The organism is Hyphomonas sp. CACIAM 19H1 (genome assembly GCF_003325995.1).
GTDB lineage: Bacteria > Pseudomonadota > Alphaproteobacteria > Caulobacterales > Hyphomonadaceae > Hyphomonas > Hyphomonas polymorpha.
The window spans coordinates 1,510,197-1,525,543 of the sequence record NZ_CP016437.1 but is presented as its reverse complement, the minus strand read 5'-3'; the positions used below and the strand labels follow the sequence as shown (position 1 = coordinate 1,525,543).

General features: G+C 60.2%; 15 protein-coding genes and 1 tRNA gene. 9 read left to right on the top strand and 7 right to left on the bottom strand.

What is annotated here, in order from left to right; all coding sequences use genetic code 11:
- Positions 1-71 precede the first annotated feature (71 nt).
- A complete protein-coding gene (locus BBF93_RS07185) occupies positions 72-1,841 on the top strand; it encodes a tetratricopeptide repeat protein (RefSeq protein WP_162786465.1) in 1,770 nt (589 codons plus the stop codon).
- Here BBF93_RS07185 and BBF93_RS20030 read toward each other — a convergent pair.
- Positions 1,784-1,963 (bottom strand): Arm DNA-binding domain-containing protein, encoded by a 180-nt coding sequence (locus BBF93_RS20030; protein ID WP_370454415.1) that lies wholly within the window; start codon positions 1,961-1,963, stop codon positions 1,784-1,786. The genes BBF93_RS07185 and BBF93_RS20030 overlap by 58 nt on opposite strands.
- A gap of 190 nt (positions 1,964-2,153) precedes the next feature.
- A tRNA-Leu gene (locus tag BBF93_RS07175) sits at positions 2,154-2,238 on the bottom strand.
- Between the two features lie 177 nt (positions 2,239-2,415).
- Here BBF93_RS07175 and BBF93_RS07170 point away from each other — a divergent pair.
- The 5 genes from BBF93_RS07170 (at position 2,416) to BBF93_RS07150 (ending at position 8,135) form a co-directional block, all read left to right on the top strand.
- A complete protein-coding gene (locus BBF93_RS07170) occupies positions 2,416-3,714 on the top strand; it encodes a lipopolysaccharide biosynthesis protein (RefSeq protein WP_114105464.1) in 1,299 nt (432 codons plus the stop codon).
- Between the two features lie 239 nt (positions 3,715-3,953).
- Positions 3,954-5,717, top strand: coding sequence for a fatty acyl-AMP ligase (locus BBF93_RS07165; protein WP_084324188.1), 1,764 nt, complete (start codon positions 3,954-3,956; stop codon positions 5,715-5,717).
- An 18-nt stretch (positions 5,718-5,735) separates the two neighbouring features.
- Positions 5,736-6,692: an SDR family oxidoreductase gene (locus BBF93_RS07160; RefSeq protein ID WP_051612340.1), complete on the top strand. Its 957-nt coding sequence runs from the start codon at positions 5,736-5,738 to the stop codon at positions 6,690-6,692.
- A gap of 2 nt (positions 6,693-6,694) precedes the next feature.
- Positions 6,695-6,952 carry an acyl carrier protein gene (locus BBF93_RS07155; RefSeq protein WP_035595685.1) on the top strand — a complete coding sequence of 86 codons (258 nt, stop codon included), beginning with the start codon at positions 6,695-6,697 and terminating at the stop codon, positions 6,950-6,952.
- Complete coding sequence (locus BBF93_RS07150; protein WP_035595687.1) at positions 6,942-8,135, top strand: pyridoxal phosphate-dependent aminotransferase family protein; 1,194 nt, start codon at positions 6,942-6,944, stop codon at positions 8,133-8,135. The genes BBF93_RS07155 and BBF93_RS07150 overlap by 11 nt, the downstream gene beginning before the upstream one ends.
- Before the next feature lie 21 nt (positions 8,136-8,156).
- Here the strand turns inward: BBF93_RS07150 and BBF93_RS07145 are convergent, their stop codons facing one another.
- From BBF93_RS07145 to BBF93_RS07130, 4 genes are read right to left on the bottom strand one after another with little or no spacing between them, the layout of a single operon-like run.
- Positions 8,157-9,080, bottom strand: a complete 924-nt coding sequence (locus tag BBF93_RS07145; protein WP_035595689.1) for a hypothetical protein — start codon at positions 9,078-9,080, stop codon at positions 8,157-8,159.
- A 2-nt stretch (positions 9,081-9,082) separates the two neighbouring features.
- Complete coding sequence (locus BBF93_RS07140; RefSeq protein ID WP_114105463.1) at positions 9,083-10,045, bottom strand: diacylglycerol kinase family protein; 963 nt, start codon at positions 10,043-10,045, stop codon at positions 9,083-9,085.
- The gene (locus tag BBF93_RS07135) at positions 10,042-11,097 is read right to left on the bottom strand and encodes an LptF/LptG family permease (protein ID WP_114105462.1); all 1,056 of its coding nucleotides are present in this window, start codon (positions 11,095-11,097) and stop codon (positions 10,042-10,044) included. Before BBF93_RS07135 ends, BBF93_RS07140 begins: the two co-directional genes overlap by 4 nt.
- A complete protein-coding gene (locus BBF93_RS07130; protein ID WP_035595695.1) occupies positions 11,094-12,269 on the bottom strand; it encodes an LptF/LptG family permease in 1,176 nt (391 codons plus the stop codon). The genes BBF93_RS07135 and BBF93_RS07130 overlap by 4 nt, the downstream gene beginning before the upstream one ends.
- 151 nt (positions 12,270-12,420) lie before the next feature.
- Here BBF93_RS07130 and BBF93_RS07125 point away from each other — a divergent pair, with 151 nt between their 5' ends.
- The 3 genes from BBF93_RS07125 to BBF93_RS07115 all read left to right on the top strand — a co-directional run bounded on the left by BBF93_RS07125 (position 12,421) and on the right by BBF93_RS07115 (position 14,860).
- Positions 12,421-12,885 (top strand): DUF2141 domain-containing protein, encoded by a 465-nt coding sequence (locus BBF93_RS07125; RefSeq protein WP_233349307.1) that lies wholly within the window; start codon positions 12,421-12,423, stop codon positions 12,883-12,885.
- A 197-nt stretch (positions 12,886-13,082) separates the two neighbouring features.
- The gene (locus BBF93_RS07120) at positions 13,083-14,066 is read left to right on the top strand and encodes a hypothetical protein (RefSeq protein ID WP_233349306.1); all 984 of its coding nucleotides are present in this window, start codon (positions 13,083-13,085) and stop codon (positions 14,064-14,066) included.
- Between the two features lie 35 nt (positions 14,067-14,101).
- A complete protein-coding gene (locus BBF93_RS07115) occupies positions 14,102-14,860 on the top strand; it encodes an NTP transferase domain-containing protein (RefSeq protein WP_162174014.1) in 759 nt (252 codons plus the stop codon).
- A 22-nt stretch (positions 14,861-14,882) separates the two neighbouring features.
- On the opposite strand, the gene BBF93_RS07110 is transcribed toward BBF93_RS07115, so the two are convergent.
- Positions 14,883-15,323, bottom strand: coding sequence for an HIT domain-containing protein (locus tag BBF93_RS07110; protein WP_035595701.1), 441 nt, complete (start codon positions 15,321-15,323; stop codon positions 14,883-14,885).
- Positions 15,324-15,347: the final 24 nt, after the last annotated feature.

Sequence of the window (15,347 nt, the reverse complement as noted above, 5' to 3'; positions counted from 1 at the left end):
ACACATTTTTGCGGTGACTGACACCGCGCAGAAAATGCGGTAGGATTGTATCTAAAGTTTGGGGGGCGGGTATGAACACCTGGAAAGCCGGCGCGGCAGCGATACTTGTCCTGGTCCTGATGAGCGGTCCGGGGCTTACGCGCCCGCAATATTCTTTGCCCTTCCCGGACCCAGCCTTACTGTCGGACGCTCGATGTCTGAGCGCCCCGGACACTCGCAACGGTCTTGCGCGCTTTTTGGGGGCAGCGCAGGCCTATGCGCAGACGAGTTCCGATGGCACCCCCTCGGCCGCCGGTCAGGCCGGTTACGTCGTGCGCTACCCCGTGTCGACAGCCTATCCGGAAGCTCAGGATCTGTTCGATGCCGGACTGTCGCTTGTGGTCAGCTTCAATCACGAAGCGGGCATCGCCGCCTTCCGCGCGGCACAGACCGCCGATCCTGACTGCGCGATGTGCTACTGGGGCGAAGCTTTTGCCTGGGGCAGCAACATCAACCTCTATCCCGCCGGGGATGCCTTCCGCGCGGGCCGGGACGCCGCCCAGGCAGCCCTCGCGCGTCTTGAAGGGTCCAGCGCCAGGGAACGCGCCCTTGTCGAGGCCATCGCGGCGCGCTTCCCTTTATCCGCCGATGGCACAGTGACGGAAGATGCCGCTGCATTCGCCGGCGCGATGCAGGCCGTAGCCGAGCAGCATCCGGACGACAACCTCATCCTCTCGCTGGCCGCCGAAGCCAACATGAACACACAGCCCTGGGACTATTGGGAAGCCGACCGCCGGACACCGAAGGGCCGGACAGCAGCAACCATGTCGCTGCTCGAAACGATCCTCACAAGAGATCCCAAGCACGTTCACGCCATTCATCTCTACATTCACGCCGTTGAAGCCTCCGGCGATCCTTGGAGGGCGATTCCGTATGCGGACCGGTTGCCGGAACTGGCGCCGCGGTCAGGCCATCTCGTTCACATGCCCTCCCACATTCATTACCTGACTGGGCAGTGGAAAGAATCGCTTGAACTAAATCTGAAAGCCGCCAAAGCGGATGAAGTCTACCTGGCGGCCAATGACGCATCCCCGATTTACCGCTTTGGCTACTATCCCCACAATCTTCATTTCGTCATGACCTCCGCGCAGATGGCTGGAGACCGAAAGACTGCGCTGGAGTATGCGCAGAAGCTCGATGCAGCGCTTCCCGGTGAGATGGCTGCCGTTGCGCCCTGGGTATCGGTTATCAAGGCCGCGCCCTACTATGCCCACGCTCAGTTCTCGCCGGCCAGCCAGATCCTTGACCTGCCCGAACCAATGGACGTCGACTCCGTCAGCAAGGCGGCCTGGCATTATGCGCGCGCCGTCGCGCTGGTGGAGCAAGGCCAACCTGAGTCAGCGGAAGCGGAAGCCCGGAAGATCGCTTTGCTGCAAGGCAAAGCCGACATCGAGGCCCTCGAAACTGCCTTCCTTCCCGCAAAGACAATTCTGGAAATCAGCATCCGAACAATCGAGGCACGCGTGGCCGCAAGAGCGGGCGACTTCAAGAAGGCCATTGGAATCATGGAAGCCGTTGCGGACATGCAGGACACACTACCCTATTCTGAACCGCCCCTGTGGTATTATCCCACGCGCCAGACGCTGGCCGCACTCCTCCTCCAAGATGGCCAGTTGGACCGGGCTGAGCGGATGTTTCGGCGCACGTTGCTTGAATCTCCCAACAACGCCCATGCGCTCTACGGGCTATGGCAGACCTACAAGGCAATGGGCGATACGCGATCTGCGAACTACGCCAAGGCTCTTTATAGAAAGGCCCGGCTCGGCGGTGGCCGAAGCCCCCCGGCGCTCAACCGGATCTGACCCATTTTCCAGAGCCTGGAGCCGTTCGGCTTCACCTCCAGATACATGTTCCCGCCATCGGTATATTTACGGGATTTTGACTCCGGTTTCAGGGCCCGGATTTTGAGATCGGTGAGTGGCATTTTCTGGTATCGCCCTCCGTTTTTTTCTGAAGGGTGAGCCTGCCACAATACCAGAAATGATACCAGAAAACCGGCTGGCTTCGGGTGGACGCCTGCGGACGCCCACGGGCACACGGAAGCCGCAACTGTTTGTTTTTGCTGAAGTTATTCGGTAATTTTGGAAGCAGAGAGACTGCCCCGAGGAGCAGTTTGGTGCCCAGAAGAGGACTCGAACCTCCACGCCTTGCAGCGCTGCTACCTGAAAGCAGTGCGTCTACCAATTCCGCCATCTGGGCACGGGGTAGAGAGGCGGGGATTTATCCGTGGGATACGGTCTCGTCAACCGTCAAATCCATCGATCCACAGGGTTAAAGGCCGCTGACTTGTGCAGAGATGCGTTTTTTCTTCGCATGGCTATCGGAATCCGCTCCGGGGCATAAAACGATGTTCCGTCTGACAAAGAAGGTTTTGGGGTGGCCACTACAGGAACGAAGTCTGAAGGGCCGGTCAAACGGGCGATCCGGAATGCAGGCTGGCTGCTGGCCGGCAAAGGCGCCGGGGGTTTTTTCAGCCTGTTCTACCTCGCGCTTACCGCCCGAAGCCTCGGCGCCGAACAGTTCGGGATATTCGCGCTGATCCTGTCCTACGGTCAGGCAGTAACCAATCTGGCGCAGTTCCAGTCCTGGCAGACCGTGGTACGCTATGGCGCCATGCATGAGGCAGACGCCGCGCCGGACAAGTTGAGGCGCATCATCGTATTTGCCTTCCTGCTGGATCTTGGCGCCGCGTTGGCAGGCACACTTCTATCGGTGGCCGGGGTATACCTGCTTGGAGGGCAATTCGGCTGGTCGCGGCCCGAGCAGGATCTGGCCGCCCTGTTCTGCCTGTCCCTGCTGTTTGGGGTGCGCGGCGCCCCGACGGGCGTATTGCGCCTTTTCGACCGGTTTGATGTGGCCGCCTATGCTGAAACGGTGCTGCCGGCCACACGAATGGCGGGTGCCCTGATCGCCTGGATGAGCGGCGCGTCCATAGCCGGATATCTGGCAGCCTGGGCGGTGGCGGAACTCGTGACGACAGGGGCTATGTGGTGCGCCAGCGTGCGGGAGATCCGAAAGCGGTTCCGGGAGCCGGTGATGGGGCCGCGAGTCCGGGGTGTGGTGGAAGAGAATGCAGGCCTCTGGGTATTCGCCTGGACGACCAACCTCAACACCTCGCTCAACCTGGTCTGGAAGCAATTCCCGGTGCTCGCCGTGGGCTGGGCCGTTGACGCTGTGGCCGCCGGTGGCTTCCGGATTGCTACGCAGCTCGTCGGAGCATTGAACAAGCCGACGATTGCCCTGGCCCGGGCAATCTATCCCGAATTTGCAAAGCTGGCAGTGGTCGACAGGGCCGCCATCAACAGGACAGTGCTGCGGGCATGCCTGATCGGCGCGCTGGCCGGGGTCATCGCGCTCATAGCGGTGCTCCTTGCCGGGCAGAGCGTTCTGCAGCTGGTGGGCGGCGAGGATTATCTCTTCGTATTCCCCGTGCTGCTCATCCTTTCAGTCGCGGCCGTGTTTGATCTGAGCGGTGTGGCCATCGAGCCAGCTCTGGTGGCGCTGGGACGGCCGGGCACCGTGCTCTGGGTTCGGGGTATGGTGTCGATCATGTATGCCGCCGCACTTGCCGGCGCCGTGCTGGTCTATGGCAGCCTGGGCGCTGCCGTGGCGACGGCGGGGGCATCTCTGCTCCTGCTCATTCTGCTTTACGCCGCCTTTCGAAAGCAGGAGTGAGCGGTAACCTTGAGCCACCGGAAGCTGGTGTCTCTCCGCAGCCGGATGATTCCGCTTTAAGGGGTAATATTCCGTGTTTCCGGAACGTAAATACATGTCTTCGTCAGACTATCGTAAGGTTTGACAAAAGAAGCAGTCGGTTTCCCACAAAAGAACTCTATTCATCTTGACGATAAATGTCGGAAGCGTGAATTCATACGAGCGGCCTGTGCCCATTTCCGGGAACAGCAGTCTGCAGAGTGGACGTTCAGGGGTCTTTCAAATTGGAACCAACTGCGACAGAGGCGGGGGTACCCGCGCGTCTCGGCACCTTTCAGTCGACTTGCGACGCATTGGATTACGCGGCCACAGGCCAGAGCGGCATCAACTTCTACAATTCAGAAGGCCTGCTGACCCGGAGCCTCTCCTACCGCGAACTACGCGACAGGGCCTTAAATATGGCTGGCCGCATGGCCGCGCGGTTTTCCCGAGGCGCGCGAATTGGCGTGTTGGCAGAAACCTCTCCCGACTTCGTCACCGCCTTTATGGCGTGCCAGTATGCAGGCATGGTGCCCGCGCCATTAAGCTTGCCGGCCGCCTTTGGCGGACGCCAGACCTATGAATGGCAGATCAGCAACATGGTTCGCAGCGCGGGCCTGTCGGCGCTGCTTGCGCCCCCTGCCCTGCACGAGATTTTGCTGTCGGCCACCGCCAACCAATCCATTGACCTCTTCGACCTCAGCGGTGACAATCTGCCTCCGGAAACGGCTCAGCCAATTCCTCACGGCCCGGATGAACTGTCCTATATCCAGTTCTCGTCTGGCAGCACCAGCGAGCCAAAAGGTATTGTCGCCACTCAGGCCAGTCTCTCGGCAAACTGCCGGGCGATTATCCAGGAAGGCTTGCAGGTCCGCGCGGGTGACCGCGCAGTTTCCTGGCTGCCGCTGTATCACGACATGGGGCTCATCGGCTTCCTTATTGCGCCGCTCTACTCCCAACTCTCGATCGACTTTCTCTCGCCGACAGATTTCGCGCGCCGGCCGGGAACCTGGCTAAAGCTGATCAGCGCCAACAAGGGCACCCTCTCCTACAGCCCCAGCTTTGGGTATGAACTCTGCGTGCGGCGTCATCGCGGCGAGGTGCTCGACCTTTCCAGCTGGCGCGCCGCCGGCATCGGCGGCGATATGGTACGGGCCGATGCCCTCGACCAGTTCAGCGAAACATTTGCGGGCTCGGGATTTCGCCGCACGTCCTTTGTCGCCAGTTATGGTCTGGCCGAATCTACACTCGCAGTGAGCTTTGCGCCGCTGGAAACTGGCCTTAACACAGACCAGGTTGATGTAACACGGATGCAAGCTTCCGGGCGCGCCGTTCCGGCATCGGACCTGACACGGGATGGAGCTGACAGGTCATTCGTTAGCTGTGGCCGGCCTCTGCCGTCCACAGAACTCAAAATCGTGGATGAAGACGGCGCAGAGCTCGGCTTCAGACAGATTGGAAGGATCCTCATCCGCAGCGCCTCGCTGGCAGCGGGATACTTCCGCGCAGATCGCGATCTTCAACCGCTCACGGACGAATCCGGGTGGCTGGACACCGGTGATCTTGGCTATTGGCTGGGCGATGAAATCGTCGTGACCGGCCGGTCAAAAGACATGATCCTCTCCAATGGCCGCAACATCTGGCCGCAGGACATCGAATGGGTAGCCCAGAAAACTGGCGGGCGGCTCGTGGCCCGGTCTGCTGCATTCGAGATCCGGGAAGCGGCCGATGCCTCACGGATTATCCTGCTTGTCGAATGCCGATCGCAAGAGACCGACCTTCGCGAAACGCTTATAAGCGACATTGCGGCGGCTGCGCGTTCGGTTGCAGGTGCGCCGGTGAGCGTTGAACTCGTCAGTATAAAGACACTTCCGGTAACCAGTTCCGGCAAGCTCAGCCGCGCAGCATCCCGCGATGCGTACCTGTCCGGCCGGATCAATCAGGACAAGGCGGAGGCCTCTACCCGGGCCGCTGCCTTGCCTTGATAGCGCGCTGTCTGCACCATGACGGGTCGGCCGCTCATTGCACTGACCGGCGCGACAGGATTTGTTGGCAAGATACTGCTGGCGGACCTGTCGCGGCGTGGCCATCCGGTCCGGGCGTTGGCGCGCGCCGCGCCGGGGAGAACCTTGCCGGCCCACGCAGGTGTGGAATGGATTGCAGGCGATCTTTCGTCCGGAGAGGTCCTTTCCTCTCTTGTGCGGGGCGCGAGGGTGGTCATCCATCTGGCGGGCGCGACGAAAGCGAGGGATGCAGCGACATTTCACGAGGTGAATGCGGCGCGCACCGGGGATCTCGTGCAACGCGCACAGGCTGCAGGCGTGGACCATTTCATACATGTCTCGTCCCTCACCGCGCAGCGGCCCGATGTTTCGCCTTACGCCCGTTCCAAGGCGGACAGCGAGCAACTGGCCATCGCCAATGCCGGAAACATGGCACTCACTATCCTTCGGGCCCCGGCTGTTCTTGGGCCTGATGATGACGCAACGCGGGCGCTGTTTTCGGCTTTGGCCAGAGGCCTTCTGCCGAGCCCTGGCGGCGCAGCCGTAAATTTTCGCTTTTCCGTTATTGATGTGGCGGACGTCTCGCGATGCCTTGCCGATTGTGCCACGAGTGCCGCGAGCGGCATACGATCCATCGCCCCCGCCGGCCATCTCAAGCTCGGTTGGGATGATGTTGCGCAAAGCGCGCAACGCGTTCTGCTCCACCCGGTGCGGCGCGTCGTGATGCCGCCGCTACTGATGAAAGCGGCTGGTCATGCGGCAGACCTTGCTGTGAAGCTGAACGGGCAACCGCAGGTATTTTCCAGCGGCAAGGTGCAGGAACTGCTCTCTGGGGACTGGCTGGCGGACACTCAGGTATCAGGGGCCGTTCCGCTCGATGTGACGCTGCAGCGGTGTATTGCCCCCTTTCAGCGGTCTGCTAGGAAAATGAACAGGTTTGGGAAGAAACGAGCGTGAATATGCCCTCAGGAACAGATCAGAAAGCGATCTTTGAAAACGTTGCCAGAGTGCTTTCAACCCGCAGCCACACTCAGGCAGCCATCCGTCCGGACACGCGGATAGGCGCCGACCTGGAGATCGATTCCGTCGAGATATTCGACATCGTGATGGAACTTGAAGACCTCTACAATATTTCCCTGCCGGTCGAGGCAGCATCCGATATCGACACCGTTCACGACCTTGTTGCAAAGATAGGACAACTCGCAAATGTTCGATAGTGACGCCAAAAAGTCCGACATTTTCGAGAAGTTCGAGAAGGTAGGGCAACGCGCCGAAGCGGTGTTATCGCTGGGCAAGCTGCCCTTCGGCATGACATTCGACAAGATCCTGTCGCCGACCCGGGCGCTTGTGGACGGCCGGGAAATCATCCTCGCCGGCACGAACAATTATCTCGGGCTGACATTCTCCGAGGCCGTTAAATCTGCGGCCATAGATGCCATTGCCCGCCAGGGCACAGCCACGACCGGCAGCCGGCTGGCGAACGGAACATTCCGCGAGCATATCGACCTGGAAGAAGACCTGAAGACATTTTTCAGGGCGAAGTCTGCGGTCGTCTTCACCACCGGCTACCAGGCAAACCTCGCCGCGATCAGCACATTGGCCGGGCGCGGTGACCATCTGCTGATTGATGCCGACAGCCATGCCTGCATATATGATGGATGCCGGCTGAGCGACGCGGAAACCATCCGTTTCCGGCACAACAGCCCCGAAGACCTCGCAAAACGGCTGGCTCGCCTGCCTGATGAAGGCGCGCGCCTTGTGGTGGTGGAAGGGCTTTATTCCATGCTGGGCGATGTGGCGCCGCTGGATGAATTCGTTGCCGTGGCCCACGAGCACGGCGCCTATCTCTACGTGGATGAAGCTCATTCGGTGGGCTGTTATGGCGACCGTGGACGCGGACTTGCCGATGCGCTTGGCGTGCTCGACAAGATCGATTTTCTCTCCGGTACCTTCTCGAAAAGCTTTGCCTCGATTGGTGGGTTCTGCGTATCGCGCCATTCCGGCCTTGATCTGATGCGGCTGGTAAGCCGGCCTTATCTTTTCACTGCCTCGGGATCGCCCTCAAACGTGGCGGCGGCGCGCGCAGCCATGGGTGAGATGATGCACGGACCCGACCTCAGCCGTGAACTGATGGCGCGGGCGCACCAGCTTCACGCCGGGTTGGCGGCGGCCGGGTTCGCGGCGGCGTCTCCTCCGGGGCCGATCATCGCCCTGCCTCGCCCCGACGAATTGACAGCTGTGCGGGAATGGAACCAGCTTCTGGCGGCAGGCATCTATGTAAACCTCGCCGTTCCGCCGGCGACACCTCATGCAAAGTCGCTGTTGCGGCTCAGTGTATCTGCAGCGCATTCGGCAGAAGAGATCGACGCGATTATCTCGGCCTTCCGGGATCTGACTTAAAGATCGAGGCACGCAGCGGCGTCAGCGAAAGGCACCCGCCCGATAGAGGCGCCAGGCCAGGGATGGCGCATGGATCAGAGGACGGCGGCGTTCTTCCTCCGTGACCTGAAGGCGCACGCCGGAATGGCTTTCGACCTTTTCGAGAATGTAGTCGAGGCCGGCATTGAATGTGGTCGCCGCTTTCATGACGCGCAGCGCGCCCATGGGCTTTCCAATAATCCGGCGCAGTATCCACTTCGCCTGGCAGAGGAACGCGCGGGCACGGCCAGGCTTGGGCGGTGTTTCCAGTTCTGCCGCGAACAGTATTTCCGACAGCCTCTGATAACGGGCCTCGAAACGAGCAACGATTTCGCTGGCACGCGCATCGGGCCGTTCCGGCCTTAATTCCGTTTTATAGCTTTCACTGAGGCCTCTGACCCACGGCATGAGCGGCGTAACCGAACCTGACAGAAGCGGGCGGATTTCTCCGGCAAAATGCGCGCAGGCAAGGGCCAGCGTGTCCAGAAGCTGAGTACGCACTTCAGAATCGTCTGACAGCACCGCAGAAGGCTGCGCGAAACGGGCCCAGAGCATGCTCTCAAAGGCGCCGCCCCGCGCGCGCCGGTGAAACGCTTTTTCCGAAACGATCGAATATTTGCTTCGAAGGCGCTTGCCGTTTGCGCCCGTGATCTGCATGAAATGCACGCCGGGTGGGAGCAACCACGATCCGAAACGCTTCAGGCCTGATCCGTAGACAGATTTGTACTGATCCACGATGACATAGAAATCATACATCTTGTCAGCCACTTCGCCTTGACGCATGGCGGATCCGTAGAAGACGAGCCCCCGCACAGCGCCCTTGTGGCGTTCGCATATCGCTTCCGCGACTTCGCGGGCACCTTCACCCAGCTTGATCTGATCCTCAAGGATAAGGGCGCGTAAGGCCGGTAAACGGGCGTCGGTCATCGTTATCTCAGAAACCGGATGGGGCGGGTGGACGTGATCCGGATGGGATCATATGCCGGGATTTGCAATAGCTCCCCGTCCAGCACAATCGGGCCGGAGCAGTTGAGCGTGAGCCTGTCTGTCCGATAGCTTGTGAGCCCATGGCGGGTCATTTCCGGACCTGTGGCATTCGCGAGAATTTTCAGGAATGCAGCCCGAAACGCGGAGATCGGCCACTGGGCGTAGGTGAGAGCGATGGGCCCGCCCTCCTCCCCCCAGAAAGGTTTCAAGCCGAGGCTCAGATAAGGCAGAGTCGTCATGAGGCTGAGCGCGTGGACGCCCTGCAGGCGGAAGACCGCGCTCTCTGCCTTGTAATCACAGGGGCGCAGCAATGGCGCTCCATCCGTGTCCAGATAGGATCCAGGCGAGACGACGAAGCGAGCGGCCGCGTTGGCGACAGCGAGCGATCCCCTGTGGCCGTCCCCATGTATCTGCTTCTGGGTGTAGAGCATCGCGCGGGCGAGCGATCCGGTGGAGAGCAGCATACCGACCAGAGGTGCCGGGAGATTGGAGCTTTCGATCCGGAGTGCGGGCAAGCTGGTCCGCGTGGAGAGGCTATCCGCGCGGCCGGATCTTATGAGTGCTTCAATATCGTCACCGGCGCTGCGGCGGAGACCGGCCACCTTGAAGGCAAGATTGGTGCTGCCTCCTGGCAGGATACCCATGTCCGGAAGTTGCGCGCTTCCCTCGGCAAAGCCCGGCCACCCTGACAACACAGCCTGGAGCGTGCCATCGCCGCCTTCGACAAAGACGGCAGACGGATGCTCCGCGGCGAGCTGGCGCAGCTGATCCGGCAGACGGGCAAAGTCATCAATGCGGATCAGCACGGCATCTTCCACGCGCGCAGCAACCCGTTCGAGCGTTGAGCCTTTACGCTGGACCGTGTGGCTGAGTGGATTGACGATAAAGCCGATCTTGCGGCTCATTTCCTGACCTCACGGTCCAGTGCCAACCACAGACTGGCGCAGAAGAGGACGAGGATTGGAAACGTAACGGCCAACACCGGACTGAGGCTCCCATTCTCTGCCAGCGTTTTCAGGATGCCGTCTACCACCATATAAACAAAGCCAGCGGCAACTCCCGCGGCGACAGCCAGATCGGCATTCGACCGCCTGCCATAGACCTGCATGATTGGCACGGCCAGAAATAGAAAGCCGATTGCCGTGACCGGCAGCAATATGCGGTTCAGCGCCCAGAGCAGATAAGCGCCGGATGGCCGGCTTCCCGATCCGCGCATTTCACTGAGCGCAAGGAGATTCGAGATGGCCAGATCCCGCGGTGACGCGAGCAGAAGCTGAAGGCTATCGGGAGTTTGGGGGCTTGGCCAGAAGGACATCTCCCGGGGAGCATCGCCATCGAAGCGCCGCTGGCTGGTATTGCTGAGCTGCCAGCCACCATCAGCGGGACGCGCTGTTTCGGCCATGGTGACGGACACAACGGCCCCTTCGGCATTCCGTTCGAAAATCGTGATGCCGCTTAACTCATCCTTCTGCATACTGCTCAACTCGATCAGCAGCGGACCATCTGAAAGCCAGAGCTTCTCCGGCGTCTGGGCGTCTTCCTGAAGCGCGCCGGCGCCGAGCCAGGCCTGCAATGCACGGGTGGAGGGCGGAGCGGCGATATCAATTGCCAAGGCAGAGACCACGCCTGCCACGAAGACAACGGGCGCCAGCGTCCTCATCTGTCCGAATACGGAAATACCGGAGGCGGAGATCGAAACGAGTTCATTGCGCCGGAACAGCGATGCATAGGTGAGAAGCGCTGCCAGCAGAAAGGCAAAGACTACAATCCTATCGAACAGGGCTGGCAGGCGCAGCCACATATATCGCATCTGCCCCTCAAACCCGGCACCGGCCGGCAGCTTGTCGGCATTGCTGAGTGCGTCGAGGACGCCCAGAAGCGCAACCAGCGCCAGCGCTACAACGACCAAGCGCTGCAGGAATAACAGGGAAAGATACCGGGTAAGACGCGTGGTCATGTTGCCTGCTTTCCGGCAAGGGCGCTGGCATAATCTGTTCCCTGGCGGGCGATCCTGCGACGACCTGCAAGAAGGCTTCCCTCGGAAAGACGCTGAAACAAGGCAAGCGCGGCGAGCGCCACAAGAAGGACGATAGGCCAGAAACCCGCCCAGGGGGGGATGATCCCCTCGTTGGCCTGAACCAGAGTGAACTCCAGAACCTTTTGGACGCCCAGCAGGATGAGGATACCCAGAATCACACCGCTGGAGCGCGCGATCCGGCCGAGGTTCAAGCCCAGAAGGACAGCGATGAGCGGCATGACAAGCAACAAGGCTGCGCGGCTGGTCCGGTCATGAAACGCTGAAGCGGCAACGGCAGGCTCAATGCCTTCTCCACTGGCTGCTGACGAAGGGCTGAGCAGTTCGGAGAGGAACAACTCGCGCTCGTCATTTCCGCGTTCACGGTACTGTCCGGCATCCGGAATCACCGGCCAGATAAGCTCTGCAAATTCGATCCTGTCATACTCTTCTGGCGGATCGCCATCGCGATAGGCGGCGCCCGCGCCTTCCTGGAGAATGATTTCCCACTCCCCGGAGCGCGGCTCCTGCAAAAGGCCGGTGCGGCCTGTGAGTACGGTACGGGTACCGTCCGGCTCTGTCTCCAGAATGAAGGTTTGTCCCAGCCGCCGGCTCGAGGCCTGGACGCTATCTGTCCAGATGATCCGGTTGTTGTACTGGACGAACTTCTGCTCCTGAAACACGGACAACACCGACTGGTGCTGAAGATTGTAAACGATCTCGCGATACGAGTAGCGCGACAGAGGCTGAAGGATACCGGAGATCAGGAGGGAGGCTGCTGCCAGAACAAGCGCAACCAGCATGAAGGGCCGGACAATCCGGTAAAGTGATACCCCTGCCGCCATCAGCGCGACGATTTCCCCCGAGCGGCTAAGCCGGTCGATTGTCAGGATCATCGAGATCAGAAACGCGCCCGGCAATGCCAGATTCAGGTAATGTGGAATCAGGTTGGCGATCAGGAGAGAGCCCGAAAGCAGTGCACTTCCAGAGCCCGAAACCAGTTCGGTAATACGGATAAGCCGCTCCAGCAGCAAAAGCGCCATGGCCAGGACGGTAAGGCCTGCAAACATGCCAAGAAAGCTACGGATCAGGTAGCGATCAAGCCTGGCAATCATTACCCACTCCCCCGGCCAATCGCTCTCGGCTGACTTTGTTATAGCATCGCGTGTGACAGTCCATTGATCCCTGCACCGGCTTGGCGCTACTAACAGTCTGAAGCATATGTGTCACAATAGGACTGTGTTGATGCACCTTGGCAAGGTTCTGATGCTGATGCTGGCGATCTTTTGCCAGACAGCTGCGGCGCAAACCCTCAATGTCTTGGATATTCGCGCCGACGAGGCCGGTGATATCTGTGGCCACGGGGGACCGCAGATTGAAGTCCTCGTAACTGGCATCTATGCGGAGGGAATTCTGACGGTCGAGCTGTACAAGCCGAGTGAACGGGACTTCCTCAAAAAAGCTTCTCGCCTGAAACGTGTGCGCGTGCCCGCCGAGAACGGGTCGCAGCGCGTCTGTTTTGATCTGCCGTCATCGGGAACCTATGCAGTGGCCGCCTATCATGACGTGAACGGTGACCGGGAACTCGCCCGGCACTGGAACATGCTGCCAGCTGAACCCTTTGCCCTTTCCAACAATCAGAAGCTCAAACTGCGCATGCCCAAGTTCGACGAAGCCGCCTTCAAGGCGGGTGATCAGACAACAACGGTCCGACTTGAGCTTCGCAAATGAATATCCATGCGCCAATTCAGAATCTCTCTTTTGGCAATGAGCCTGTTACAGTGCGGCGGGTGGAAAGCGCGGCCGACCGGCGCGCGTTTCTGGACCTCCCTTTTCGCGCTTATGGCAACCTGCCAGCCTGGCGGGCGCCCCTGAGATTTGAGCGCGCGGCGCAAATCGATCCTCGCCGCAATCCGGCGCTTGCGCAGATGCCACATGATTTGTTGCTGGCCTGGCGGGGCACACAGGCCGTTGGCCGGATTGCCGTGTTCATAAATCCCGCTCACCTGGCGCGGCATAATGATCAGACGGGTCATTTCGGATTTCTGGACACGCTGCAGGAAGACGAGGAAACCATCTCCGCGCTGATGGGGGCTGCCGAAGCGTGGCTGCGCCAGAGGGGCATGCGGCGGATTGCAGGGCCATTCAACTTCTCCGTGAACGAAGAGTGCGGCCTTCTGGTCGACGGGTTTGATACGCCGCCCGTAATGATGATGTTGCACGGCCGGCCGGATTATGCCCCCTCTCTGGAGCGCGCCGGATATTCCAAGGCCATGGACATGTTCGCCTACATGATCCGGATGGGCGAGACATATGAGCCGCCTGGTATTGCCAGCAGGCTGATCGAGGGCTTTGAACGCGATCCGCGGCTGAGGATCCGAAATCTGGACAGCCGCAACTATGAGAACGAGATTAATCAGATCCTCGACATATTCGATGATGCGTGGTCGGACAATTGGGGCTTCGTGCCCTTTGGAAAGGCCGAAATTACGCATATGGCCAAGGAGCTGAAGCCCCTCATAAGCCCCGATCATCTCTGGATAGGACTGATCGATGAGGAGCCCGCCTGTTTTGCTCTCGTACTGCCGGATATTTTCGAGGCCGCCGAAGGGCTGAATGGCCGGCTTCTGCCATTTGGCTGGGTACAGTTTCTTCACCGATTGAAGGTCGCGGGCACCACAACCGCCCGGATACCGCTGGCCGGAATGCGGCGGAAGTTTCACAAGACGCGCCGCGGCGTGCAGACCATGGCAGCTACCTGCAGCATGACACTGGCGGCGCAGCATGCCCGAGGCGTGCGCAACATCGAAGCCTCCTGGATTCTGGAAACGAACACCAATCTGATCAACATCATCTCGCTGTTCGACGCGCCGAAATACAAGACCTATCGCATCTACGGAAAACCCCTTTGAGCCAGCACTCCGCGTGTGACACGGCATATGCGCTTGTGCTGGCTGGCGCGCGGGCGAGCGGGGATGCGCTCGCCATGGCCCACGGCGTTCAAAGCAAAGCGCTGATCAATATTGGCGGCGCGCCGATGCTGTCGAGCGTACTCCGCTCCCTGATGCAAAGCGGCCGTCTGTGTACGGCGCCTTATGTTTCAGGGCTTGAACCGGAAGTGCTTGAAGAAGCCAGCGGCGGCATACCTGCGCAGCGAGCCCAGTCGGTATCCGGCGGCCCGGCCTCCAGCCTTCTGGGCGCGATAGAGGGCGGGATCCAACTGCCCCTGCTTGTGACGACCTGCGATCATGCGCTGCTCACATCAGAAATGGTAGATCACTTCGTTGGAGAGGCCATTCGGGGCGGCGCGGATCTGACCGTAGGGTTGGCATCGAAGGAGACAATACAGGCGAGCTATCCACAAACACGGCGAACCTATATCCCATTCGGGGGGGCTCCCATGTCTGGCTGCAATCTGTTTTTCATCCGCTCATCCGAAGCACTGAAGATTATCCGGTTCTGGCAACAGGCAGAGCAGGACCGCAAGAAGCCGTGGAAGATAGCCTGGCGCTTTGGGCCGGTGACAGCACTCCGGTTACTGATCGGCAGGCCGGATGTTCACAGGGCCTTCCAGATGATTTCTGCGAGACTGGGCGCGCGCGCAGGCGTTGTTGTGATGCCGTTTGCTGAAGCCGCAATTGATGTCGACTCTCAAGCCGATCTTGAGCTGGTCCGGAGCATTCTAGCGGACCGGCGGCAGGGCTGAAAATGCAGGTGCAAACCTCCAGTCATGCCCGAGGATTGGGCCAAACTGCCCGCAATTGGCCCGCGACGCGCTCAGCATCCGGTAGCCCCTCCGATACTGTGAGGACTGGCTGTCCCGGCCAGCCCGGATCAGTGTAGGCGGTTCCTTCAAACATCACCGGAGCGGCATAGCGCGGAAGAACATGGAAATGGACATGGGGATCCACCATCATCAGCATCAGATAGTTGATCTTCGTGTTGGCGAACGCTTTCGCGGACACTGTTTCGGCATCTTTGACAACGGTAGCGAGTTCGGCAAAGGCCTCCGCAGCCAGCGCAGAGAATGCCGTGGCATCGCTATGAGAGAGAATGATGAGAGCACCGAGCGTGACCTGTTTTGGACGCACCTGAACGCTCCAGTGCGTGTAATCGCGGATCAAGGTGCGGCTGCCACCAAATGTTTCAAAGGTTGCATTGCGATGCATGACGCTCTTTCTCCTTTTGCCGGT

Coding starts and splice junctions, on each gene's coding strand:
- BBF93_RS07120 (WP_233349306.1), top strand. CDS start 13,083: ATGCCACATGATTTGTTGCTGGCCTGGCGGGGCACACAGGCCGTTGGC.
- BBF93_RS07130 (WP_035595695.1), bottom strand. CDS start 12,269: ATGATTGCCAGGCTTGATCGCTACCTGATCCGTAGCTTTCTTGGCATG.
- BBF93_RS07140 (WP_114105463.1), bottom strand. CDS start 10,045: ATGAGCCGCAAGATCGGCTTTATCGTCAATCCACTCAGCCACACGGTC.
- BBF93_RS07110 (WP_035595701.1), bottom strand. CDS start 15,323: ATGCATCGCAATGCAACCTTTGAAACATTTGGTGGCAGCCGCACCTTG.
- BBF93_RS07185 (WP_162786465.1), top strand. CDS start 72: ATGAACACCTGGAAAGCCGGCGCGGCAGCGATACTTGTCCTGGTCCTG.
- BBF93_RS20030 (WP_370454415.1), bottom strand. CDS start 1,963: ATGCCACTCACCGATCTCAAAATCCGGGCCCTGAAACCGGAGTCAAAA.
- BBF93_RS07150 (WP_035595687.1), top strand. CDS start 6,942: ATGTTCGATAGTGACGCCAAAAAGTCCGACATTTTCGAGAAGTTCGAG.
- BBF93_RS07145 (WP_035595689.1), bottom strand. CDS start 9,080: ATGACCGACGCCCGTTTACCGGCCTTACGCGCCCTTATCCTTGAGGAT.
- BBF93_RS07125 (WP_233349307.1), top strand. CDS start 12,421: ATGCTGATGCTGGCGATCTTTTGCCAGACAGCTGCGGCGCAAACCCTC.
- BBF93_RS07135 (WP_114105462.1), bottom strand. CDS start 11,097: ATGACCACGCGTCTTACCCGGTATCTTTCCCTGTTATTCCTGCAGCGC.
- BBF93_RS07160 (WP_051612340.1), top strand. CDS start 5,736: ATGACGGGTCGGCCGCTCATTGCACTGACCGGCGCGACAGGATTTGTT.
- BBF93_RS07155 (WP_035595685.1), top strand. CDS start 6,695: ATGCCCTCAGGAACAGATCAGAAAGCGATCTTTGAAAACGTTGCCAGA.